Genomic DNA, 23517 nt, shown 5'->3' with positions numbered 1-23517 from the left:
TTTATTCTTTCTTTATAATAGTTTAATTATCTGATTTACTATGTCTTTTGTGGCGTTGGGTAAGGCCATGTTCTTAATATTTTTCCCAAGGCGCTCCCGTAAACTCTTATCCCTTAATAATTGATCAAAACTTTTATCAAAAGCAGATTCTAAATCTTTTTCTGCTATCATAACGGCCGCTTCCTCCCCTACAAGGCTCATAGCATTTTTAGTTTGATGATCTTCTGCCACATTTGGAGAAGGAATAAAAATTACCGGTTTTCCAACAAGACATAATTCGGATACAGAACTAGCTCCGGCTCTTGAAATGACAATGTCTGCGGCGGAAAAGCTATAATTCATGTTATTCAAATAAGATCGAATTTTAACATTGGAACTTTGGTACTCTTGGTAAGTATCAAAATACCTGCTTCCACATTGCCAGATAAGTTGCACATTTCTTTCTTCTAAAAACCCTATTTTTTGCCTTATAAGTTCATTAATACTTTGTGCTCCCAAACTACCTCCAAGAACAAGCAGGGTAATTTTGTCCTGAGCCAGACCAAATTCTTGTAAGGCCTCTTCCTTAGGAGGAAGCTTTTCAGTTAAATCCCGTCTAACAGGGTTTCCTGTCTTAACCAACTTTTCTCTGGGAAAAAAACGCTCCATATGATCGTAAGCCACGCAGATACAGGCAGCCTTCTTTGCCAGAAGTTTATTGGTTATTCCGGCGTAGGAATTCTGTTCCTGAACCACACAAGGAATGCTAGTAGCCGATGCTATTTTTAAAACCGGACCACTGGCAAAGCCCCCTGTTCCAATTACTACATTTGGTTTAAATTTTCTCACAATTTTACTCGCATCTATCAAACTGCTAATCAATTTTATTGGAAACAAAGCATTTTTAAGGGTCAATGATCTTTGCAATCCACTTATCCATAATCCTTTTATTTCATACCCAGCCTGAGGTACCTTTTCCATTTCCATTTTATCCTTAGCCCCAACAAATAAAAAGTCCGCATCCGGAAATCTTCTTTTAAGTTCGTCGGCAATCGCTATTGCCGGATATATATGCCCCCCAGTTCCTCCTCCAGATAATATGAACTTATAATTGGCCACTTAATACTTCTAGGGGATTCATTTCATTTGTACTCAGCTTATCTTCTTCCGTCTTTTCAAATTTTCTGCTGGCGCTCAAAACAATGCCTATGGCGAGGCAGGTCATCCAAATAGATGTCCCTCCACTACTAATAAGAGGTAAAGTTTGCCCGGTAACAGGAAATAATTCTACGGCAACCGCCATATTAATAAATGCCTGAAAAACAATAGGCAGCCCAACACCTACCACCAATAATTTTCCGAATATGGTCTCATTTGCATTGGCCACTACAACTATTCTAAATAACAGCAACAGGTAAAAGAACATTAAGAGAAAACCACCCAAAAGACCGTATTCCTCTATTATTATGGCGTATATAAAATCGGATGAACTTTGGGGTAAGAAATTCTTCATGACACTTTTCCCAGCTCCATTACCTACAACCCCTCCGCTGGCTATAGCGATTTTAGCTTTTTCAATCTGATAATCGGCTTCGGTATCCGCCGGGTCCCAAAAACTTTCTAGTCTGTGCATCCATGTATCTACTCGATTTGGAAACATATCTGGATAAGCCTTGGCAAAAAGCACAAAAACGGCCAGTATTAGAACCCCTGCACCGACAATCCCCATCAGATATTTTATTGGATATCCTCCCAAAAAACATAGAATAAGAACCATAAAGAAAAGTATGGCCGCCGTAGAAAAATTAGCGGGTAATATTAAGACTACTACTGCAAAAACAGGTAACCATAACGGCACTATGCTTTCCTTAAAGCTTATCGTTTTATCCTTTATTTTAGTAAGATACCGAGCAATATAGACCAGTAATACAACCGCTGCAAGATTGGAAGTCTGAAAAGTAATCCCAACCAATGGTAGTCTAATCCATCTACTGGCGTTAGCTCCGTCTATTGTAGTACCCTGGGCAAGGGTATAGACCAGCAAAACCAATACAATAGGAAGCGCAATTATGGAAAGCCCTTTAAAAAAATGAGTTGGTATTCTATGGATCCCATAAATAATCCCGAAACCTAGGATTAGCAGCATGCCATGTTTAAGTAAATGACCCATTGTTGTGCCATTACCAACTACGTATACCAGGTTGCTGCTAGCGCTGTATACCGGTAAAAACGAAAATAACGCCAGAATAGCCACTATACCCCAGATGGCCTTGTCTCCTTTGATATTTTTAAAAAATCCCAGTATTTGCATTATAAATTCTTGATCGCTTCTTTAAATTGATTCCCTCTGTCCTCGTAATTTTCAAATAGGTCAAAGCTCGCACAGGCTGGAGACAGCAATACAGTATCTCCTCGATCTGCTATTTTATACGCCACTTTTACTGCTTCCGACATGGCATAGGTTTCTACAAATAAGTCAACAGCGTTTTGGAAGGCTTGTTTCAACTTTTCATTATCCATACCAAGACATATAATTGCTTTCACTTTCTCTCTCACTAATGGCATTAACGCCTTGTAATCATTTCCTTTATCCACTCCTCCAACTATCCAGACCACAGGTGTGTTCATACTATCCAATGCGTAGTAAGTTGCGTTGACGTTTGTCGCTTTAGAATCGTTTATATATTGAACATGATGTATTTTTAGGACTTTTTCCAAACGATGTTCCGCCCCTTGGAAAGTCTGAATACTATTCCTTATGCTTTCTTTTCTAATGCCCACAAGCTTTGCCACTGTGGCTGCGGCCATAGTGTTCTTGATGTTGTGTTTTCCTTCCAATGCCAAAGAATCTGTTCTCATTTTAATTAATTTATTATGTGTCTTTATATATATCTTTTCTTCATCCATCCAAGAAGCATTTTCCATTGGCCCTTCGGATGCATAGGGTATTTTTTTTGAGTAAACGGGATGTATTTTAAAGCCCTCATTTATAGTACTGTCTTCTTGGTCATAGAGTAAATAATCCGAAGACTTTTGGTTTTTGGCTATTCTAAATTTAGAAGCAGTGTATTTTTCGAAAGAATAGTCGTATCTGTCTAAATGATCAGGCGTTATATTGGTGATAACAGCGATATGTGGTCGAAACTCCCTAATACCGTCTAATTGAAAACTACTAATTTCTAATACGTAATACTTATGCTGTTTCTCCGTAAGCATCTTGGCAAAACTATCGCCTATATTACCAGCCATTCCTACATCTAACCCAGCTTCTTTTAAAAGGTGATAGGTAAGCATTGTAGTGGTTGTTTTTCCGTTACTCCCAGTTATACCAATTAAAACAGCATCGGTATAGCGCGATGCAAATTCTATTTCAGATATAACGGGTATATTCAAGCCTAAAATCTCTTGTATTAGACTTGCGTTATCTGGTATTCCCGGGCTTTTTACCACTAAATTGGCCTTTAGAATTTCTGCTTCAGTATGCTTTTCTTCTTCCCAGTCTATTTCAAAATGTTCAAGAACGTCTCTATATTTCTTCTTAATTATACCTCTGTCGGAAACAAAGACTTTGTATCCTTTTTGTTTTCCCAGCAAGGCAGCACCAACTCCACTTTCTCCTCCTCCAAGTACCACTAGGTATTCCATTTATCGAACTTTCAGTGTCACAATAGTTATTATCGCTAACAAAATTCCAATAATCCAAAAACGCGTTACAATTTTACTCTCGTGATATCCTTTCTTCTGGTAGTGATGATGCAAAGGCGCCATCAAAAAAATTCTTTTACCCTCACCCAAAGTCTTCTTGGTATATTTGAAATAGCTCACCTGCAGCATTACCGAAATAGTTTCGGCAAAAAAGATTCCACACAGGAGAGGAATCAATAATTCTTTTCTCACAATAATCGCAATGACGGCAATAACTCCACCAATTGTAAGGCTACCCGTATCTCCCATAAAAACCTGTGCCGGAAATGCGTTGTACCATAAAAATCCAACCAAGGCTCCAACAAAAGCAGCAATAAAAACAACTAACTCACCTGCGTTTGGGATGAAAAAAATATCCAAATAGTCTGAGAAAATGATGTTACCAGAAACCCATGCAAAGATTCCTAATGTGAGGACAATTATTGCCGACGTACCTGCTGCCAATCCGTCTATTCCGTCCGTTAGATTGGCTCCATTGGAAACCGCCGTTACAATAAAAATAACAACGGGTATAAATATGAGCCAGGCGTATTCTGCAGCCCCTTCTCCCATCCAAGAAATTATATTGGCATAGTCTAATTCATTATTTTTTAAGAAAGGAATGTTAGTTTTCGTAGATTTTACAACCAGCCCTTCTACCTCTAGCACTTCATACTGCCTCGTTATAGTAGTACTACTCTTTTCTTTCATTGTAACTTCCGGATGGAAAAACAAAGTTGCACCCACCATTAATCCCAAAACCACCTGACCCATTACCTTAAATCTTCCTTTAAGGCCTTGTTTATTCTTTTTAAAAATCTTGATATAATCATCAACAAAACCAATAATGCCCATCCAAATGGTAGTTACTATTAGTAAGATCACATAGATATTATCTAGCCTTGCAAAGAGTAAAACAGGAATTAGCGTAGACATTATAATAATAAGACCACCCATGGTAGGAGTACCAGATTTTTGTTTCTGCCCTTCTAAGCCTAGGTCTCGAATAGTTTCTCCAATCTGCTTTTTCCTTAGAAAAAGAATTATTTGCTTTCCATAGACTGTGGCTAGAATTAAGGATAACAAAACTGCCATCGCGGCCCTAAAAGAGAGAAACCGAAAAAGGGTAGCTCCTGGGAATTGGTATTCATTTTCCAAAAATTCAAACAAATAATATAACATGCCTTAGGTCTGTTTTTATCTTACTTACTCAAATCGATTAATAATTCCTTTACTATTTTAAAATCATCAAAGTCATCTCTAATACCATTGGTTTCTTGATAGGTTTCATGTCCCTTACCTGCCACGAGAATTATGTCGTTAGGATCTGCTAACTGACAGGCAGTTTTAATAGCCTGTTTTCGATTTTCAATAGATAGTGTCTTTTTTACATTATGGCCCTCTACTCCTGCTTCCATTTCTTGTATGATGGAGGTGGGATTTTCCGATCTAGGATTATCAGAAGTGAATATAGCTCTGGAACTATATTCAGAAGCGATATGACCCATAACCGGACGCTTAGACCTGTCACGATCACCACCACACCCCACTACGGTGATGACGTTTTCATTTCCAGTCCTCAATGCATTGATAGTATCAAGTACATTTTTTAGTGCATCCGGCGTATGGGCATAATCAACAATAGCCGTTATTTTTTTTGACGATATAAAATATTGAAATCTTCCATCAACATTTTCTAATTCGCTTAATATTCTTAGTGTTTCAAATTTTTCAAGTCCCAAAAGATCAGCGGTAGCGTAGATTGCTAGAATATTATAGGCATTGAAGTCACCTATCAACCTGGTCCAAAGCTCATTTTCGTCTATCTTCAACAATTGTCCATTAAATTGATTTTCCAAGATTTGTGCCCTGTAATCAGCATAGGACCTTAGTGCATACGTGAATTTTCTCGCATTGGTATTTTGCAGCATTACTAATCCATTCTTATCATCAATATTGGCCAGCGCGAAAGCCCTCTTGTTAAGCTTGTCAAAAAGAATTTTCTTGGTATCTCTATACTCTGCAAAAGTCTTATGATAATCTAGGTGATCATGAGATAGGTTGGTAAAAATGGCACCTTCAAAATAAAGGCCTTCAGTTCTTTTCTGATGAATGCCATGAGAACTAACTTCCATAAAACAAAACTCTACCCCCGCCTCATTCATTTGTGAGAGGTTTTTATTTATCGTTATGGCGTCTGGTGTGGTATGCGTTGTTGGGTGCTCTATCTCATCAATCATTATTTTTATAGTGGATAGGAGGCCTACTTTATATCCTGCCTTTTTAAATAGTTGATATAACAAACTACTTACCGTTGTTTTACCGTTGGTCCCAGTAACTCCTATGAGTTTAAGATTTTTAGAAGGAACTTCATAATAATTAGAAGCCATGATTGCCAAAGCCTGATTCGTATCCGGCACAACTACATAGCATATATTGTCCACTAATTCTTTGGGCATTTCCTCACATACAACAGCACCGGCACCTTTTGATATAGCCTTCTCAATATATTTATGGCCATCGGTTATAGTTCCTCTGACTGCAACAAATACATCCTTTTCCTTTACCTCTCTAGAATCAAATTTAATGGCATTGATATTCGTCGCTGTAGACCCGCTCACCGCTCTTAAACTTACCCCAAAAAGAATATCCTTTAATGGTTTCATGAAAGTTCCAGTATTATTTTAGTGCCTTTTTTTATTGGAGCTCCTTTAGCAACGGATTGCTTTTTCACCTTCCCATTTCCCTTTACTATGACCTGTAATCCAAGGTTTTCAAGAATGGATATCGCATCCATTCCACTCATTCCCTTTACATTTGGCACCCTTTCTTGCTTCTTTTGTGATTGCGTATAATAGGCTTCAAAATTTTGATCTAGAGCCGCATTTAAGGGCTCCAAACTTTCAATTTCATCGATTAGTGGATTGTTGGCATATATCTTCCGAGCTATAGACTTAAAAACTGGGCCCGAAACATCTGCGCCATAATAGCCAACGCTTTTGTCTGGCTCATGGATGACTACAATACAAGAATATTTGGGGTTATCTGCTGGAAAATATCCTGCGAAGGTGGAAATGTATTTTAGTTTATCTGGATCTTTACTTACATAGTTCTTTTGTGCTGTGCCAGTTTTACCTGCCATAGAAAAACTAGAGGAGTACAGACCATGTCCCGTGCCATGTTTCTTCTCAACTACATTTTTAAGAAGATCTTGCACTTGCACAGCAGTTTCTTTGGAGCAAATAGATTCATTGAGAACTTCCTTATCAAACTTATAAATTGTCTTATTCCATTCCCTGACCTCTTTAATTAGGCGTGGTTTTACTAATTCCCCGTCATTAGCGATAGCATTGTAAAATGCAAGTGTTTGTAAAGGTGTTAGGGAAACCTCGTAACCATGAGACATCCAAGCCAAAGAAATTCCCGACCATCCTTTATCCCCGGGATACCGAATAACGGGGACACCTTCTCCTTTGATGGGCATTCCTAATTCTTGATGCAAGCCCATAGACATTAATCTGTCTACATATACACTTGGTTTTTCCTTGTAAGAATTGTGAATCATTTTTGCAAATGCAGTATTGGAAGACACCTCAAAAGCTTTTGCCATAGATATTTTCCCGTATCCTCCTCGCTTGGAATCTCTAACCCATCTGTCATAGATGCGCCATCTGCCTTTCTCGGTATCTACTATAGTACTGGTATCAATCTTCTTATCCTCCAATGCAGCCACCAATGACATCAATTTAAAGGTAGATCCAGGTTCATGCGACTCTCCTATAGCATAGTTGAGTCTCTCATAGTACTTTCCTTCTTGTGTTCTTCCCAGATTGGAGATTGCCTTAATCTCCCCTGTTTGAGTCTCCATTACAATTACACAACCGTGATCTGCCTTATATTTTTCGAGTTGCGTTAGCAATCCATGATGGGCAATATCTTGTATATTTATATCTATGGTTGAGGCTACGTCATAGCCATCCTGAGGTTCAATAATATTGTCTAATCCTAGAGGTTTCCACTGACCTTTGGCTATTTTTTGCTTTAATCTTTTTCCCTCTACTCCTCTGAGATAAATGCCAAAAGCCCCTTCCAGGCCTACTCTAGTAGCATAGCCATTCTCATCAAAGCGTTCATAACCAATGGAACGTTCTGCAATTTTACCTAAAGGATGTTCCCTTACTGTTTTTTGTTCTACAATAATACCTCCTCGATTAGGACCTTTTCTAAAAAGGGGGAACTCTTTAATTGCTGTATACTCTGAATAATCGAGATTACGTGATATTAAGGCATATCTATTTTTGTTAACACGGGCTTTACGCAGAACATCCTCATAATGGGCGGCCGATTTACCCAGTAAGCCTGCAAGAGCCTTGCTAAGTGGTCCAATATTCTCTTCAAAATCTTTAGCTTTAACGGTAACAGCATCAAAACGAATGGTGTATTTAGATACGGAAGTCGCTAACAAACTCCCATCGTCGGAATATAAGTTACCTCTATTGGGTGCTATCGTAAATAGTTTTTCAGTTCGTTGCATGGCCATTTCCTTGTACCTATCACCCTGCACCATCTGGATCATAACTAACTTTACTGCTACCGCAATCGCAAACAGAAAGAGACATCCAGAAATGATATAGAGTCTTGTCAGTATTTTTTTTTCGGTTATTGCCATTTACTTCTTAGCACTTTTTACTTTGATTTTTCGTGGGGGTACTTCTGAAGGGTAGAGTCCTTTTGCTTCTACCGTGGCCCCGATGGTTGACTCAAGTTTTAGCCTTTGGACATCAGACCGCATATCTACGAATTCATTTTTTAATTCTTTAATTTCTTCATTTAAAGCTGCCAACTGATGAACTTTTCGATCTGCACTATGAGAACTAGCGATCATAACTGTAGCAAGGATGGAAATAAAGATGATAAACATCCAGTTCTTTGGAGCGTCCCCGCTAACCAAAAATTTTCCTCTTAACAGGTCAACTAAATTTTTCCGCATCATTTTTACTAGCTATTATTCCTTATCTTCTAATTCCTTTCGGCTATTCTTAATTTGGCACTACGTGCTCTATTGTTAGTTTTTACTTCCCTTTCCGTTGGCACAATAAGCTTGCCTATTTTTTTAAATGGTAAATTGGTATTTCCATAAAAATCCTTTTCTATCTCACCACTAAAATTACCAGCCTGTATAAATCTTTTCACAAGTCTATCTTCTAACGAATGGTAGCTGATAAGACTAAGGCGACCTCCTTGTTTAACCACCTCTATGGTCTGGTTTAAAAACTCTTCCAAAACCAGTAATTCTTCATTTACTTCTATTCTAATAGCCTGATATATTTGAGCCAAAATTTTATTCTCTTTGAAAGGCGGTAAAAATTTCTTTAGAACCTCCTTTAATCTAGAACTCGTTTTAATAGCACCCATATCCCTATTTTCGATCAATACAGCAGCAATAGCATCTGCGTTCCGTAGCTCTCCATAATTAAAAAGCACTTTGCGAAGATCATCGTAGGAATACGCATTTATAATGTCATACGCACTTTTAGAATTCCTTTTACTCATCCGCATGTCTAATACCGCTTCAAAACGAGTAGAAAACCCCCTATCTGCCGTGTCGAACTGATGCGAAGAAACCCCAAAGTCTGCCAAAATCCCATCAACTTCTCGAATGCCATAGAACTTTAAAAACTGCTTTAAAAACCTAAAGTTTTCATTAATCAAGGTAAATCTATCATCCTCGATAACATTGTCCAGAGCCTCTTCATCTTGGTCAAAGGCAAACAACTTTCCACTACTTCCAAGTCGTTCTAGAATTGCCTTAGAATGTCCTCCACCTCCAAAGGTGGCATCTACATAAACCCCACCTTCAACAATATTAAGTCCATCGATAGACTCCTTTAATAAAACTGGATTATGATAATTCGTCTCCATCATCTCCCATTACCTCTTCGGCTAATTCGGCAAAATTCTCCGCCGTATCATCAAGCACCTTTTCATAACTATCCTTATCCCAAATTTCAATAATATTAATAGCAGAACTCAGAACCACCTCCTTCTTAATACCTGCTACAGAAACTAAGTTTTTCGGTATTAATAACCTCCCAGTTGCATCAATTTCCACTGGCTTAACTCCGGCTGAAAATCTTCTAATAAAATCGTTGTTCTTTTTCTTAAACCTGTTCTTCTTATTCATTTTCTGCATTAGCAGACTCCATTCATCCATGGGGTATAATTCCAAACAAGGTTGAAAAACAGATCGTTTAATAACAAAGCCTTTGGTAAGTACAGGGGCCAATTGGTTTTTTAGGGTTACAGGTATCATCACCCGACCCTTAACATCTGCCTTACAATCGTATGTTCCTATGAAACTTATCACTTCTAAATGGTTGGCTTTGTGTAATACAACTCAAATATATAGAATTTATTACCACAATTTACCACAATTTACCACTTTGTTGATAAAAAGTCTTTAATTTAACTTAGAAGGATTGGGAAGTTTGTCATCCGTGAGATAAGAAATAAATCATTTGTCTTATTTGTACTGAGTAAAAGTAAGTGCTGTTTATCTCTAGCACTTTTATACAAAAGTATTGGTATTCTATCGAATTGCCTATATTTGCGCACTAATGCCACAAGCATTTGTACATGAAACCCGAGATTAAAAAAGAAGGAAAATTCAGGTTTATAGAAGTAGGAGAAGGTACTCCCATGATAATACTACACGGCCTCATGGGTGGCTTAAGCAATTTTCATGGTGTCACAGACTACTTTCCCAAAAAGGGCTATAGAGTATTGGTGCCCGAATTGCCCATCTACGACATGCCCATGCTTAAAACCAACGTAAAAAATTTCGCCAAATTTCTTGAAAAGTTTATAGAGTTCAAAGAATTAAAGGATGTAATTCTATTAGGAAATTCCTTAGGCGGGCATATTGGTCTTCTGCATACAAAACTATATCCGCAAATGGTAAAAGCATTAGTAATCACCGGAAGTTCTGGTCTTTATGAAAGCGCCATGGGAGATGGATATCCGAAACGAGGGGATTATGAATTTATTAAAAAGAAAGCACAAGATGTTTTTTATGATCCCAAAGTAGCAACCAAAGAAATTGTGGATGAAGTCTTTGAAACGGTAAACGACAGGATGAAACTTGTAAAGACTTTGGCAATTGCAAAAAGTGCCATAAGACATAATATGTCTAAAGATTTACCTAAAATGAAAACTCCAACCTGTATTATATGGGGTGAAAATGATTCGGTGACCCCTCCTAATGTGGCTAGAGAATTTCATGAGTTACTACCCGATTCTGAGTTGTTTTGGATAGAAAAGTGTGGACACGCTCCAATGATGGAACATCCAGAAGAGTTTAATCAAATTCTTGATGCTTGGCTGCAGAAAAGAAAGTTCTAATAGAGCTATGAAAATCAAGTCGGCAGACTTTTTAATGAGTAATTCGAGTGTGGATAAATGTCCTTCCGCTCCTTTTCCGGAATATGCTTTTATTGGCAGGTCTAATGTAGGCAAGTCATCCCTGATCAATATGCTTACCTCAAGGAAAAGTTTGGCCAAAACTTCTGGCAGGCCTGGAAAAACTCAATTAATAAATCATTTCATCATTAACAAACAGTGGTATTTGGTAGATTTACCCGGGTACGGATATGCCAGAGTATCTAAAAAATCAAAAAAGACATTTCAGAAATATATCACGGATTATTTCTTAAAAAGAGAACAACTTATAGCTGCATTCTTATTGATCGATATAAGACATGAACCGCAGCCAGTAGACCTAGAATTTATGGAATGGATGGGCGAAAACGGAATTCCATTTGCCATCATTTTTACCAAAGCCGATAAATTAAAACCAATGGCCGTCCAAAGAAATGTGGAATCTTATATACAAGCCTTATTAGATGGTATATGGGAGGAAGCACCAACATATTTTGTAACCTCTTCTTCCTCCTCTTATGGAAGAGAAGAAGTCCTTAACTACATTGAGAACATTAACACTAGTTTAATCAAAAACAAATAGCCATTACTCGGCAGACTTACTTCCCGAATCTCTATTTTTGATAAATTGTATCAAGTCTTCCGAATCTCCAAGTTGATTTAGCTCCTCGGTTGAAATAAACACCTGAAGTTCTCCCCTTTCTTCCAAAAGAACAATCGGAAACTCAAATTTATATCCAAATTTTGATGCATATTGCTTTTTAAACTGATCGCGGTGTAAAAATTCCATTTTTCTATCGTAGTGGTTTAAAAAATCTTTCCATTTCTTTTTTTCGCTAAAAAAGCCATGGGTAATTTCACATAATTTACATGGATAGGTTTTCGGTGACAGTATTTTATGTACCCCATCTATTATAACATTCTGCCAACCATTATCTGCATTGTAAACAAAAAGCAAGGTAGAACTATTTTGATTTTCCATACTTAAAATAGGAGGACTTTAATTTAAGGTGAATTGTGACATCGTATTAGTAGTAGGTCTATCGATATAAAAGAAACTTACAGCCCTAAGGCAAGAATCTGTTTTAAATATACATCAGGAATCTTCCACTGCTTGATTTCCAGTCTACTGATTATCCCCGGTTCTGGTCTAGATTCACATGATGGCATATGTTAATCCAGAGATCCATTCCCAAGGGAACAGGAACGACCTACTAATGCCTAACAAGCAAGATAAAGAAACTACTTCTGAATCCTGGCCGGAATACAGCTAGCTAGGTCTAAAAAACTTTAATGTCGGAAGGAAGGCCTATAACGAAACCCTAAGACTAATCTTTAGAAAGTTCTAATTTCTCTGCGAAATAGGCACAAAAGTCTTTCATAGTTGCTGTCATTTTTTCGTCTTGTGTAGCCTTCATAAAAGTGTCGGACAATGCCAAAAGGGTTTGGTGAAAAAATATTTTCATTTCATCTACGGGCATATCCTTGGTCCACAGGTCAATTTTTAGAGACTCCTGATTTTTACTATCCCAGACAGACAAAAGCATAGCCTTGGCTTCTTCATTCTCTATCCCACCATCTTGTGCAGACCAGTTTAGTTTTTCAGGTACTCGATTTTCATCTAGTCCAACGGTTAGGGTAATTTCTGATGTATGTAATTTTTTCATTTTTATTTTCTAGGTTTATATTTAGACCTCTTAAATATCTCATCCGCGGGCAGGTCCAACAATTGAACAAGGCTTACTTCATTATTATTCATAAAAGAACTTACAATTTGCCAACCCATAAATCTTCCTATTCGTCCAGGGGATTCATTATCCAATTCCAGACCAAATTTTGAAAACGGTGCTGGATCTAAAAAACGAGCGGCCAACTTGTTATCTGTACTGTACAATAGTTCTCTTTCAATAAAATATCTCCAAATCTGCTCTTCATTTTCTTGAGCCCATAGTAATTCTGTTTCAGAATATCCAATTTTGAGAGCATCCGACTGCCATGGCATTAATTTCTCCTTAATATATAATTCCTTCCCATAATACATCATTTGCGCTAAAAACATCCGATCCCTCGGAAACTTAATAAGTTTTTTACAAAAGGCACTACTTACATCGCTAATCAAATTTTCTTTCTCTAAACCAGAGGCAATATATCTGTCCATACCCCCATAAAATCTATGGTCTTCTCCTAGATAATTGTCTAAACCTATCAATAAGAGTGAATCCGTGAGAATTACTCTATTTTGGTAGTCTACGTCTGAAATCAAAGTAATAACCCATGGCAGAGGGTAGTTTGGAAAGTAATAGGTAATGTGTTTAAAAAGAAGCTCTAACTCTTGTGCCTCTTCTATGAAATCAGGAAATTCAGCTTCTACCTCTTTATAGAGTTCCAGCTGCAAAGAGTCTTGCTGCTTAGCAAGCCATACACTATCGGAATATTGTTGTGCGAAAAGAAAAGGATATTTCTCTTTTAACAAATCGAATTCATTCGGGGCAATTTCCATAAACTCCCGGTCAAAACGGGAAATTCTTAAGTCGATTTCCTTGTCGCTTATTTCTGTAGGAATTTTATCTGCATTCTTGCAAGAGGAAATTAACAAAACAGCCAATAATAGGATAATAATTGTTCCTTTCATATAAAGTATTTACGCTTCTATTTTCTTATTAACGCCCTAGGTTTTATTTTTAACCCAGCAAAGTTACTATTTCCAAATAAAAATTCGTCTTATGCAAGCAGAAAAGGTAGTAGACCATATAGTGGACTGGCTCAAGTCCTATGCAAACAATGCAAAATGTAAAGGTTTTGTAATTGGTGTTTCAGGAGGTATAGATTCTGCTCTTACCTCAACCTTATGTGCAAAAACTGGGTTACAACTGTTGTGCGTAGAGATGCCAATACATCAAGGTGCTAAGCAGGTTACCAGGGCAACCAACCATATTGAATGGTTGATGAAGCATTTTGATAATGTTTCGCGGGTAGAAGTAAATCTGACTCCGGTCTTTGACAATCTTATTTTAGCCTTACCTGAGGTAGATAATGAAGAAAGTAGGATGATGTCTTTAGCCAATACTAGAGCTCGACTTAGGATGACTTCACTTTATTATTTTGCAGGACTTAAGGGCTATTTAGTAGCTGGAACCGGAAATAAGGTTGAAGATTTTGGCATTGGATTCTACACTAAATATGGTGATGGAGGAGTAGATCTGAGCCCCATTGCAGATTTATTAAAAACAGAAGTATATGAAGTTGCTAAGTTTTTAGGAGTTAACCACGAAATTCTAGTAGCCCCTCCTACAGATGGTTTATGGGGCGACTCCCGAACGGATGAAGATCAAATTGGTGCTTCATACCCGGAATTAGAGTGGGCAATGCGCATGAAGGATGAAGGAAAAACTACAGAAGATTTTGAAGGAAGAGAAAAAGAAGTATTTACCATTTATAGCCGATATAATACCGCTAATCGACATAAAATGATTCCTATTCCGGTTTGCGAAATTCCTGAAGAGTTAAAATAAACCTCTTAACTAAGAATCAGTTAATTAAATCGAATAATCGTCTTATTGTTCTCATTTTTAGGGAAAAAAAGTAGAATTTTGTTTAAGAAATTAGATATTTTAACCTTACATTGCATGTCAGTATTTTTGGACAATGCGACTCGTTAAATTCTAGAAACCAATCCTTATGATAAAAGTTTTAATTGCCGATAATCATCCCGTAGTCCGCTTGGGAATTAGACAAGTGCTTAGCAATACTTCCCAATTTGATATTATAGATGATGCTGCAACTACCAACGAACTATTCAGAAAGCTAGAGAAGCTAAGTCCGGATGTAGTAATCTTAGAAATGGATATCCCAGAAATAAATGGGATCGCTACCCTTAGAAAGTTAAAACAAGAGCATCCGAACGTAAAGGTTCTTATATACAGCGGGCAATCAGAAGATGTTTATGCCTTAAGTACAATTAGGGCTGGAGCATTTGGCTATCTGTCCAAAACAGCAGATTTAGACTATATTATTTCAGCAGTTAGAAAAGTCAGTGAAGGAAGCATGTTTATTACGAATGAATTAGCACAGAGACTGGCCTTTGACGAAGGCACACAAAAACCACGAAGATTCTTTAGAAAACTTTCTACAAGAGAAATTGAAGTATTGAAATTATTGGCAAGTGGCAAAAGAAATAAAGACGTGGCCCTTGGTCTCAACCTTAACGAAAAAACCGTTAGTACGTATAAGGCTCGTCTTATGAAAAAGCTAAATGTAGACAATTTGGTAGATTTGTTACAACAGGCTAAAGCCTTAGAATTATATTAAAAACTGAATATTTTACCATAAAAAAAGGTCCTAATTAGAGCAATTAGGGCCTTTTCTTTTTCTTCTTTAGAAGAAGTATTAGGAAAGTACTCGGTTTAATTTTTTATTCAACAGTTTATTCAATTGCAGGTAATTCATTATTTCCTCGAGCAATTCCTTATTGTTATCTGCTCCTTGGGTATTATTTTGTAAGGAGGAAATTCTCTTTTTAACCAAAAAACACCTCAGGGTTAAAATAGTCTCACTAACCAATTGCGATATACTCTTTTCCTTTTCTTTGGGATAAATATCCTTTCTTGCCCATTCATGTAATTCATATTTCTCTTCTTCCATTAAAATGGAAGATACTTGTGAGCCCATCTCATTGTCGAGATCATTTAGAAATAATTGAATTGAAAAATCCTCTTTTTGACTTAGAGCTTCAATTAATTTATAATAAATAGCCCTAAAATTATCATCGGTGAGTTCAATCTCGTCCTCTTGTAGATCTAGGAATACCTTTTCATAAACCTTTACTTCCGTATTCTCTGGTTCAAGGACCAAATCACCTGATTCGTTTTCTTTTAGCACAAGATCCTCAAATTCCTGTAGTAGATCTCCATAAAGCAAGAGCATTTCAATAATCTTTTTCTCTAGTTCGAATTGCAGATTTAGCTTCTCCTGTTTTGGACTGTGCTTTAGAACTTCAAAGGCCTTGTTTTCGGGAATATTGGTTTTCTTTAAGTCTTCCCTCCTCTTTTTATTTGTAATTTGGGCCAGAGCATTAAACAAGACTTCTTCTGAAATACTCATGATGCGAGCACATTCTTGTACATAGACCTCCTTCTTTATCCGGTCGGGAATTTTAGATATGCTAGATACTATCTCCTTAATGGTGTCCGCTCTTTTTATTGGATCATTCGCCGCTTCCTCATTAAGAAGAGAAGTTTTAAACTGTATAAAATCTTTAGAATTATCCTTTAGATAGTTCTCAATTTCTTCTTTAGAATTTTTTCTAGCAAAACTATCGGGATCCTCGCCCTCTGGAAAGGTACAAACCCGTACGTTCATTCCTTGTTCCAAGATTAAATCTATACCCCTAAGAGAGGCTCTTAAACCTGCTGCATCTCCATCAAAAAGCACAGTGATATTAGAGCTCAGTCTATTTATTAACCTTATTTGTTCGGGAGTAAGTGCAGTCCCGCTTGATGAGACTACATTGTGGATTCCGCTTTGGTATAACTGTATAACATCTGTGTAACCTTCAACCAGATAGCAATTATCTTCCCTGGCAATTGCCTGTTTGGCATAATAAATCCCATAAAGCACCTTACTCTTATGGTAAATATCACTTTCCGGAGAATTCAGATATTTGGCTGCTTTCTTATCATTGGTCAGGATTCTTCCACCAAAACCAAGTACTCGCCCACTCATAGAATGAATAGGGAACATAACTCTTCCCTTAAACCTGTCAAAACGTTTGGTTAATTCAGGATTCGCCGAATTCTCTTTTAATATAGTAAGCCCGGTTTTAACTAAAAACTCTTCCTTATACCCTTTTCCGAGGGCATGTTCAGTGAAAGCTTCCCATTGATCAAGGCAATATCCCAACCCAAACTTTTTTATACTTTCATCGCTAAAACCTCTTTCTTTATAATAACTTAAGCCAATTGCCTTGCCCAACTCCTGATTCCAAAGGACATTGGCAAAATACTTTTGCGCAAATTCAGACACCAAGTACATGCTTTCGCGCTCATTTGCCATTTCTTTTTGAGCATCTGTTCTCTCCGTTTCTTCAACTTCTATATTATACTTCTTAGCGAGATATTTAATGGCTTCGGGATAAGTAAAATGTTCGTGCTCCATTAAAAAAGCCACTACATTACCTCCTTTCCCACTACTAAAGTCCTTCCATATTTGTTTTACAGGCGATACCATAAAACTTGGGGAACGTTCATCTGTAAAAGGACTTAGGCCTTTAAAATTAGAACCAGATTTTTTGAGCTGCACAAAATCCCCAATCACCTCTTCTAAGCGAGCGGTTTCATATACCTGATCTATAGTAACTTTTGAAATCAAATTGTAAATGCTAGTCTGTAAAAATACGAAAATAGAAGGATGCAATATAAAGTAATTTCAGCTCGATTTTGAAACTAAAAATTTGCGCAAGAAAATCATTGGGAAAGAAAAACTTCCGGAGGTTTTGAACCCCGGAAGCTTCGATATTTCAGCTTTATGAAGCAAATACTTTTATGATTTTTATTTGGATTTACTACAAGGTAAATCGTAATCCAAAAGATATATTTCTTTGCTCGGGAGTATAATCCCTAAAAATTGGATTTAGGTCGTATTTTACATAAACCAGAAAGCAATCTACTCCCATATAACCAGATAAACCGTATATAAACTGACTACTGTTAATACCACCCTTTAGTTTCTCCTTGACATTTTGACCGTCCCTGTTGTATTTTAACTTCTGACGGGTCCCTAAATTAAATCCGCCATAGCCTCCGAGACCTATCCTAAATTGGTTATTCAGAGAATACCGTATACTATTCTGACTAACTTTGGTCTTTGAAGGACCAAATTCAAAATATACTGGAACCACCAGATTATCCATTCTAAGTTTTGACTTACTTAAATCATAAGGAAACTGTTCATAAACGGTTTCCCCAAGCTCGTTGGTGGTGTAGTAAAAATTATTTTTGGATTTTAATCCGTTAAACTGAAAAGAAAAGCCATAGTGGAATCTTAAAAAGTTTGAATTATTAAAAACCCTTGTTCTCCAGTTCCAACCAATTTCAAAAAATCTACTTCCCCAAACTTTATACGGTGTATCTTCCAAGGATTCACCATCTATAATTGCATTATTTAATCCGAATGCTATTACAAAATCAGAGTATGTTCTCCTATCATACTTCGACCATCCATTCTCATTGTAGAATAAATCCCAATCATCTCGATCTATTTTTATCACAGTTGTCTTTTCCTCCTTTTCTTCCTTGTCTTCTTCTATGGCTAATTCTGAGGGATTTTCTAAGCCGTTCCTTTCTAAAATTGCAATTTTATTATCAATAATGCTAAGTCTATCTTCGATATTAAGAGCCCGTTTTTTTGCCGCTTCCTCTTTAAGTTCGTCGGCTTCTTCTTTGGTCAAGGTTCCCTTTTCTAGTCTGCTGTTAATCGCTTCAACTTCGCTTTTTAGAGCCTTTTTTTCTTGTAATGTTACCCGTTCTCTTTCCAATTTTAACTCCTGAATCTGTTGGTCTGCAGTTTCCTGAGCCATCAGTGTGGTAGTAAAGATGCATAGTGAAAAAACGACTAAATAATTAATGATTGTTCTCATGATTGTTTTGATTTGTTATTGATGAATAAACTCCTTTCAATTCCTCCATTGAAAAAAATTAAAAATAGAATAAGTGTTCTGGTATTACTTAATTATTTCGATCTGCTACAGCAGTTCTAACTTTCTTAAAACCTGTTTTAAGCTTATCGAAGATTTGGTCTCTAAAGGACTGATCCAACTCATTTTCTACTTGTGACAAAAGTGTATTAGGATCAATAGAATGGTCTGGTCTAAAAAGTGCATCATCTAAGATTTCCTTTTGTGCTTTAACTAAAAGCGCCTCAACTTCTATGTCGGACAACTCATTTTTATTACTCTCTAAAACCATTACCTCGGCCATTACTTCCTCTATTTTTCTATCAATTAGAAGATCGGTTTTATCCTTTGGCAACTCTTTAATTACATTCTGCGCTTCCTTAGTATTAGTCCTTGTCACCTCTGTATTTTGAGGATGCGGATTCGATTTTGATGAAACCTTTATCTTAGTAGGATTCGCACTTGATTTTATTGGTTTCTCAATATCCTCGGCAACAATATTCCCTCTAGTATCTTCCCGCTTTTGTTTCTCTATAGGGGTATGCTTGTCGGCATCAGAATTCACAATAGTCTCTTCGAGATTATGGTTAGCGGGTATAATAAACTCCTGAGTATTTTGTTTATCAAAATAGAAGACTGCGCCAAAAACAAATAAAACAATAGCCGCAGCACTAGCATATCTCAACCAGGGCAAATTCGCACGAGTCTTGTCCTTCTTTATCTCATTATTAATCTTATGCCAAGCCTCCGGAGAAGGTTGTATTTCTCTTTCCGCAAACGTCTTTCGAAAATGTTTTTCTAGTTTATTCGGTTCCATAACCCAACACATTTTGTTTTCTTAATTGTTCTTTTAAAATTCTTCTCGCCTTAAACAATTGTGACTTGGAAGTACTTTCAGAAATATTTAACATAGAACCAATTTCGTTATGCTTGTAACCCTCTATGGCAAATAAAACAAATACCATTCTATAACCTTCTGGCAATCTATCTATCATTCTTTGTAAATACTCTGCGTCCAAATCACTGGAAAGCGCGTCCTCAGATCCAATATGGTTATCAATTGCTTCTTCATCAAAAACAACAAATTGTTTTTTCCTTAAAAAGGAAATACACTCTCTAACCATTATTTTTCTAATCCATCCTTCAAAACTTCCTTCCTGTCTAAAGGAGTCTATTTTATCAAAGACTTTTACAAAACTTTTAATCATTACATCTTCAGCAAAATGTATATCCTTAATATATTGTCTGCATACACCAAGCATTTTAGGAGAGTACTTTTCAAAAATAACACGCTGAGCATTGTTATTTCCCTTCGCAGCTTTACGAATTAAACCCTTTTCGTTATTGTAAAATGATATGATTTTCAAAGCTTTCATTCTAGTCTTCTAATTAGATAGACGCTTTTGCTTTTAGAAAGGTTGCCTGAAGATAAAATAAATTATTTCTTCCTATCTACTACATAATTAACCATAAGACGTAAGGCATCTTTATATGGAGAATCTGGATATGTATTTAATAGTTCAAGAGCTTCGTTTTTAAAGGCATTCATCTTTTGTTCTGCATATCGCAGTCCTCCTCTTTCCTTTACAAGGGAGATTACCTCTTTTACTCTTTTTTTATCTTTATTATGATTCTTGACTGAATTAATTAGCCACTTCTTCTCTTTGGACGAGCAATTGTTTAGGGTATAAATTAATGGTAAAGTCATCTTCTGTTCCTTAATATCTATACCCGTAGGCTTCCCAATTTTTTCTGTCCCATAGTCGAATAAATCATCTTTAATTTGAAAAGCCATACCGCACAGTTCACCAAACTTTCTAAAGGCCTCCACTTCCTTACTCTCAGGTTTAACGGAGCACGCTCCTAAACTACAACATGCAGCGATTAAGGTAGCGGTTTTTTGCCTAATGATCTCGTAGTAGACCTCCTCTGTTATATCTAATCTTCGGGCCTTATCAATTTGCAATAATTCTCCTTCACTTATTTCTCTTATAGCCACAGAAATAATTTTCAACAGATCAAAATCTTCGTATTCCACAGAAAGGAGCATTCCTTTAGAAAGTAGATAATCGCCTACTAAAACTGCAATCTTATTTTTCCACAAGGCATTTATGGAAAAAAATCCTCTTCTCTTATAACTATCGTCTACAACATCGTCATGCACTAAAGAGGCGGTATGAATTAATTCAATCACGGAGGCTCCCCTATAAGTTCTTTCATTTACTTCCCCATTGTTAACCAGTTTTGCCGTAAGGAACACAAACATAGGGCGCATCTGTTTCCCCTTTCTATTGACAATATAGTACGTAATTCGATTTAGTAGCGCAACATTAGTTAACATAGATTCCCTGAACTTTCTTTCAAAAAGTTCCATTTCCATGCTTATGGGTTCCGAAATTTGTGCTACAATTTTCAAGAGGTGATATGTTTCTTCTTTTTGCTAAAATTAGGCAAAATATAAAGGGGAAAGAAGTCTGAAATAGGAAATAAAGGATTTCCTGAATTAATAAATCGTCTTGTGACGCCTTTCTCTAAGAATTAGCCTTATCCTAAGTAGTTTTGTTGGCAAGTTGTCCACAGGCGGCGTCTATATCTTTTCCTCTTGACCTTCTTACAGTTACCGTAATTCCTTCCTCCTCTAATGCTTTTACATAAGCCTCAATAGCCCTAGAGGAGGCCTGCCGAAATCGTTCATCATCAATAGGATTGTACTCAATTAAATTTACTTTTGCAGGCGCGAACTTACAGAATTTAATCAAAGCTTCAATATCCCTAGGTTTGTCATTAATACCCTCCCAAACTACATATTCATAAGTAATTCTGCTTTTGGTTTGCTTATACCAATAGATCAAGGAATCTCTTAAATCTGTTAGACTAAAGGTGGCATTAAAGGGCATGATAGATGTTCTTACTTCTTCTATGGCCGAGTGTAAGGAAACGGCCAGATTAAATCTAACTTTGTCATCAGCTAATTTTTTAATCATTTTTGGCACTCCAGAAGTAGATACTGTTATTCTTTTCGGAGACATTCCTAAACCCTCTGGAGAAGTTATTTTATCAATTGCCTTAAGTACGTTATTGTAATTCATTAAGGGTTCCCCCATCCCCATAAAAACAATATTTGTGAGAGGTCTGTTAAAATATAGAAGGCTCTCATTGTGAATTGCCACTACCTGATCATATATTTCATCTGGATTTAGGTTTCGCATCCTTTTCAGTCTGGCTGTAGCACAAAACTGACAATCTAGACTACATCCAACCTGACTAGAGACACAGGCCGTTGTTCTGTCTTTAACAGGAATCAATACAGATTCTACAATTAAATCATCATGTAACCTAACTGCATTTTTAATGGTACCATCAGAACTTCTTTGCAACTGATCTACCTTAATATGGTTAATTACAAATTGTTCTTGGAGTTTGGCCCTAGTAGCTTTAGAAATATTAGTCATGGCATCAAAAGAATGAACAGATTTTTGCCACAACCATTCATAAACCTGATTTCCTCTAAATGCCGGCTGCCCTATCTCTTCGAAAAAACTCCGTAACTGTTCTTTGGTAAGCGCCCGTATGTCTTTTTTATCACTCATCCTTAAAAAAAATCCTGTCTAACCATTAAAGAAAAGACAGGATATACATTATAGTAAAGGCTATCCATTATATGATCAGCATAGCATCACCGTATGAATAAAACCTGTATCCTTCTATTATGGCTTCTTTGTAAGCCCTTTTCATTAAGTCGTGCCCCATAAATGCCGACACCATCATTAAAAGAGTGGATTTAGGCAGATGAAAGTTAGTGACCATTGCGTTGGCTATACTAAAATCATATGGAGGAAAAACAAACTTATTGGTCCAACCGTCAAAAGTATTTAAAGTATGTTCCGAAGAAACTGCACTCTCTAAACCTCGCATGGCAGTTGTTCCCACAGCACAAATCTTACGCTTGTTCAACTTGGCCGAATTTACAATTTCTGTAGCCTTCTCTTCGATAACTAATTCTTCGCTATCCATCTTATGCTTAGAAAGATCTTCCACTTCTACAGGACTAAAAGTACCCAATCCTACATGTAAAGTAAGTTCGGCAAAATCTATACCCTTAATTTCCAGGCGTTTCAAAAGGTGTTTAGAAAAATGCAATCCTGCTGTAGGCGCTGCAACCGCTCCCTCGTATTTAGCATAAATAGTTTGGTATCTACTTTCATCCTCCGGTTCTACTTCTCGCTTAATATATTTAGGCAAGGGAGTTTCGCCCAGTTCTCTTAATTTTCTTCTAAAATCTGTATAGGAACCGTCGTATAAAAAACGAAGCGTTCTACCTCTGGAGGTTGTATTATCTATCACTTCAGCGACCAGAGTCTCATCTTCTCCAAAATACAACTTATTACCGATTCTTATCTTCCTTGCCGGATCTACCAAAACATCCCAAAGTCGTTGTTCTTCATTTAATTCGCGTAATAAAAATACTTCAATTCTTGCGCCAGTTTTTTCTTTATTCCCATAAAGTCTTGCAGGAAAAACTTTGGTATTGTTAAGGACCATTACATCACCTTCATCGAAGTAATTTATAAGGTCTTTGAACATTTTGTGTTCAATTTTTCCAGTTTCTCTATGGACAACCATCAATTTAGATTCATCTCTATTCTCAGCGGGATATTCTGCCAATAACTCTTTTGGCAATTCAAAATTAAAGTGTGATAATTTCATATAGGTGTTTTAGTGAGTCTTTTTTGCGGTGGCAAATATAC

The 23517-nt window shown here is 36.8% G+C and carries 23 protein-coding genes; 4 read left to right on the top strand and 19 right to left on the bottom strand.

Annotated features, from left to right (window positions below; translation table 11 throughout):
* Nucleotides 1-12 precede the first annotated feature (12 nt).
* Genes murG through mraZ form a run of 9 tightly spaced genes read right to left on the bottom strand, consistent with a single transcriptional unit; the run spans nucleotide 13 to nucleotide 10030 of the window.
* Entirely contained in the window at nucleotides 13-1098 is a 1086-nt protein-coding gene (gene murG, locus PXG98_RS06575; RefSeq protein WP_276389757.1) for an undecaprenyldiphospho-muramoylpentapeptide beta-N-acetylglucosaminyltransferase, read from the bottom strand.
* Nucleotides 1085-2284 carry an FtsW/RodA/SpoVE family cell cycle protein gene (locus PXG98_RS06570; RefSeq protein WP_276389841.1) on the bottom strand — a complete coding sequence of 400 codons (1200 nt, stop codon included), beginning with the start codon at nucleotides 2282-2284 and terminating at the stop codon, nucleotides 1085-1087. The genes murG and PXG98_RS06570 overlap by 14 nt, the downstream gene beginning before the upstream one ends.
* A gap of 5 nt (nucleotides 2285-2289) precedes the next feature.
* Nucleotides 2290-3624: a UDP-N-acetylmuramoyl-L-alanine--D-glutamate ligase gene (murD, locus tag PXG98_RS06565; protein WP_276389756.1), complete on the bottom strand. Its 1335-nt coding sequence runs from the start codon at nucleotides 3622-3624 to the stop codon at nucleotides 2290-2292.
* Nucleotides 3625-4845: a phospho-N-acetylmuramoyl-pentapeptide-transferase gene (gene mraY / locus PXG98_RS06560; RefSeq protein ID WP_276389754.1), complete on the bottom strand. Its 1221-nt coding sequence runs from the start codon at nucleotides 4843-4845 to the stop codon at nucleotides 3625-3627.
* Nucleotides 4846-4865: 20 nt separating this feature from the next.
* A complete protein-coding gene (locus tag PXG98_RS06555) occupies nucleotides 4866-6329 on the bottom strand; it encodes a UDP-N-acetylmuramoyl-L-alanyl-D-glutamate--2,6-diaminopimelate ligase (RefSeq protein ID WP_276389753.1) in 1464 nt (487 codons plus the stop codon).
* Entirely contained in the window at nucleotides 6326-8332 is a 2007-nt protein-coding gene (locus tag PXG98_RS06550; protein WP_276389750.1) for a penicillin-binding protein, read from the bottom strand. The genes PXG98_RS06555 and PXG98_RS06550 overlap by 4 nt, the downstream gene beginning before the upstream one ends.
* Nucleotides 8333-8653: an FtsL-like putative cell division protein gene (locus tag PXG98_RS06545; protein WP_276389839.1), complete on the bottom strand. Its 321-nt coding sequence runs from the start codon at nucleotides 8651-8653 to the stop codon at nucleotides 8333-8335.
* 29 nt (nucleotides 8654-8682) lie between these two features.
* Nucleotides 8683-9585 carry a 16S rRNA (cytosine(1402)-N(4))-methyltransferase RsmH gene (gene rsmH, locus PXG98_RS06540; protein WP_276389838.1) on the bottom strand — a complete coding sequence of 301 codons (903 nt, stop codon included), beginning with the start codon at nucleotides 9583-9585 and terminating at the stop codon, nucleotides 8683-8685.
* A complete protein-coding gene (mraZ, locus tag PXG98_RS06535; RefSeq protein ID WP_276389748.1) occupies nucleotides 9566-10030 on the bottom strand; it encodes a division/cell wall cluster transcriptional repressor MraZ in 465 nt (154 codons plus the stop codon). The genes rsmH and mraZ overlap by 20 nt, the downstream gene beginning before the upstream one ends.
* 269 nt (nucleotides 10031-10299) lie before the next feature.
* Between mraZ and PXG98_RS06530 the strand changes: the two genes are divergently transcribed.
* Nucleotides 10300-11064: an alpha/beta fold hydrolase gene (locus PXG98_RS06530; protein WP_276389746.1), complete on the top strand. Its 765-nt coding sequence runs from the start codon at nucleotides 10300-10302 to the stop codon at nucleotides 11062-11064.
* 7 nt (nucleotides 11065-11071) lie between these two features.
* Nucleotides 11072-11683, top strand: a complete 612-nt coding sequence (gene yihA / locus PXG98_RS06525) for a ribosome biogenesis GTP-binding protein YihA/YsxC (RefSeq protein WP_276389744.1) — start codon at nucleotides 11072-11074, stop codon at nucleotides 11681-11683.
* A gap of 3 nt (nucleotides 11684-11686) precedes the next feature.
* Here yihA and PXG98_RS06520 read toward each other — a convergent pair whose 3' ends face one another.
* The 3 genes from PXG98_RS06520 to gldB all read right to left on the bottom strand — a co-directional run bounded on the left by PXG98_RS06520 (nucleotide 11687) and on the right by gldB (nucleotide 13732).
* Nucleotides 11687-12082 carry a GTPase gene (locus PXG98_RS06520; RefSeq protein ID WP_276389743.1) on the bottom strand — a complete coding sequence of 132 codons (396 nt, stop codon included), beginning with the start codon at nucleotides 12080-12082 and terminating at the stop codon, nucleotides 11687-11689.
* 346 nt (nucleotides 12083-12428) lie between these two features.
* On the bottom strand, nucleotides 12429-12767 hold the full coding sequence (gene gldC / locus PXG98_RS06515; RefSeq protein WP_276389742.1) for a gliding motility protein GldC: 339 nt from the start codon (nucleotides 12765-12767) through the stop codon (nucleotides 12429-12431).
* A gap of 2 nt (nucleotides 12768-12769) precedes the next feature.
* On the bottom strand, nucleotides 12770-13732 hold the full coding sequence (gene gldB / locus PXG98_RS06510) for a gliding motility lipoprotein GldB (RefSeq protein ID WP_276389741.1): 963 nt from the start codon (nucleotides 13730-13732) through the stop codon (nucleotides 12770-12772).
* A gap of 91 nt (nucleotides 13733-13823) precedes the next feature.
* On the opposite strand from gldB, the gene nadE reads away from it, so the two are divergent.
* On the top strand, nucleotides 13824-14612 hold the full coding sequence (gene nadE / locus PXG98_RS06505; protein WP_276389739.1) for an NAD(+) synthase: 789 nt from the start codon (nucleotides 13824-13826) through the stop codon (nucleotides 14610-14612).
* A 166-nt stretch (nucleotides 14613-14778) separates the two neighbouring features.
* Entirely contained in the window at nucleotides 14779-15408 is a 630-nt protein-coding gene (locus PXG98_RS06500; RefSeq protein WP_276389738.1) for a response regulator, read from the top strand.
* A gap of 78 nt (nucleotides 15409-15486) precedes the next feature.
* Here PXG98_RS06500 and dnaG read toward each other — a convergent pair whose 3' ends face one another.
* The 7 genes from dnaG to queA all read right to left on the bottom strand — a co-directional run bounded on the left by dnaG (nucleotide 15487) and on the right by queA (nucleotide 23476).
* Entirely contained in the window at nucleotides 15487-17466 is a 1980-nt protein-coding gene (gene dnaG, locus PXG98_RS06495) for a DNA primase (protein WP_276389736.1), read from the bottom strand.
* 193 nt (nucleotides 17467-17659) lie between these two features.
* Nucleotides 17660-18733 (bottom strand): coiled-coil domain-containing protein, encoded by a 1074-nt coding sequence (locus PXG98_RS06490; RefSeq protein WP_276389734.1) that lies wholly within the window; start codon nucleotides 18731-18733, stop codon nucleotides 17660-17662.
* Between the two features lie 88 nt (nucleotides 18734-18821).
* Nucleotides 18822-19586 carry a hypothetical protein gene (locus tag PXG98_RS06485; RefSeq protein ID WP_276389732.1) on the bottom strand — a complete coding sequence of 255 codons (765 nt, stop codon included), beginning with the start codon at nucleotides 19584-19586 and terminating at the stop codon, nucleotides 18822-18824.
* A complete protein-coding gene (locus PXG98_RS06480) occupies nucleotides 19573-20136 on the bottom strand; it encodes an RNA polymerase sigma factor (protein ID WP_276389836.1) in 564 nt (187 codons plus the stop codon). The genes PXG98_RS06485 and PXG98_RS06480 overlap by 14 nt, the downstream gene beginning before the upstream one ends.
* Nucleotides 20137-20207: 71 nt before the next feature.
* Complete coding sequence (locus PXG98_RS06475; protein ID WP_276389730.1) at nucleotides 20208-21185, bottom strand: polyprenyl synthetase family protein; 978 nt, start codon at nucleotides 21183-21185, stop codon at nucleotides 20208-20210.
* Nucleotides 21186-21318: 133 nt separating this feature from the next.
* Nucleotides 21319-22359 carry a dual-specificity RNA methyltransferase RlmN gene (gene rlmN / locus PXG98_RS06470; RefSeq protein WP_276389729.1) on the bottom strand — a complete coding sequence of 347 codons (1041 nt, stop codon included), beginning with the start codon at nucleotides 22357-22359 and terminating at the stop codon, nucleotides 21319-21321.
* Nucleotides 22360-22426: 67 nt separating this feature from the next.
* Nucleotides 22427-23476, bottom strand: a complete 1050-nt coding sequence (gene queA / locus PXG98_RS06465; protein ID WP_276389727.1) for a tRNA preQ1(34) S-adenosylmethionine ribosyltransferase-isomerase QueA — start codon at nucleotides 23474-23476, stop codon at nucleotides 22427-22429.
* Between the last annotated feature and the right edge of the window lie 41 nt (nucleotides 23477-23517).

This window comes from Eudoraea chungangensis, from assembly GCF_029360665.1.
Lineage (GTDB): Bacteria > Bacteroidota > Bacteroidia > Flavobacteriales > Flavobacteriaceae > Eudoraea > Eudoraea chungangensis.
Note: the sequence above shows the minus strand (reverse complement) of the source record. Positions and strands in the feature narration are given on the sequence as shown.

Bases quoted from the DNA above. Each gene is read 5' to 3' on its own strand.
- PXG98_RS06490 (WP_276389734.1), bottom strand. From the start codon at position 18,733: ATGAGAACAATCATTAATTATTTAGTCGTTTTTTCACTATGCATCTTT.
- PXG98_RS06530 (WP_276389746.1), top strand. From the start codon at position 10,300: ATGAAACCCGAGATTAAAAAAGAAGGAAAATTCAGGTTTATAGAAGTA.
- mraY (WP_276389754.1), bottom strand. From the start codon at position 4,845: ATGTTATATTATTTGTTTGAATTTTTGGAAAATGAATACCAATTCCCA.
- rlmN (WP_276389729.1), bottom strand. From the start codon at position 22,359: ATGAGTGATAAAAAAGACATACGGGCGCTTACCAAAGAACAGTTACGG.
- yihA (WP_276389744.1), top strand. From the start codon at position 11,072: ATGAAAATCAAGTCGGCAGACTTTTTAATGAGTAATTCGAGTGTGGAT.
- gldB (WP_276389741.1), bottom strand. From the start codon at position 13,732: ATGAAAGGAACAATTATTATCCTATTATTGGCTGTTTTGTTAATTTCC.
- PXG98_RS06555 (WP_276389753.1), bottom strand. From the start codon at position 6,329: ATGAAACCATTAAAGGATATTCTTTTTGGGGTAAGTTTAAGAGCGGTG.
- rsmH (WP_276389838.1), bottom strand. From the start codon at position 9,585: ATGGAGACGAATTATCATAATCCAGTTTTATTAAAGGAGTCTATCGAT.
- PXG98_RS06550 (WP_276389750.1), bottom strand. From the start codon at position 8,332: ATGGCAATAACCGAAAAAAAAATACTGACAAGACTCTATATCATTTCT.
- PXG98_RS06485 (WP_276389732.1), bottom strand. From the start codon at position 19,586: ATGGAACCGAATAAACTAGAAAAACATTTTCGAAAGACGTTTGCGGAA.
- gldC (WP_276389742.1), bottom strand. From the start codon at position 12,767: ATGAAAAAATTACATACATCAGAAATTACCCTAACCGTTGGACTAGAT.
- queA (WP_276389727.1), bottom strand. From the start codon at position 23,476: ATGAAATTATCACACTTTAATTTTGAATTGCCAAAAGAGTTATTGGCA.
- murD (WP_276389756.1), bottom strand. From the start codon at position 3,624: ATGGAATACCTAGTGGTACTTGGAGGAGGAGAAAGTGGAGTTGGTGCT.
- PXG98_RS06500 (WP_276389738.1), top strand. From the start codon at position 14,779: ATGATAAAAGTTTTAATTGCCGATAATCATCCCGTAGTCCGCTTGGGA.
- PXG98_RS06545 (WP_276389839.1), bottom strand. From the start codon at position 8,653: ATGCGGAAAAATTTAGTTGACCTGTTAAGAGGAAAATTTTTGGTTAGC.
- nadE (WP_276389739.1), top strand. From the start codon at position 13,824: ATGCAAGCAGAAAAGGTAGTAGACCATATAGTGGACTGGCTCAAGTCC.
- PXG98_RS06520 (WP_276389743.1), bottom strand. From the start codon at position 12,082: ATGGAAAATCAAAATAGTTCTACCTTGCTTTTTGTTTACAATGCAGAT.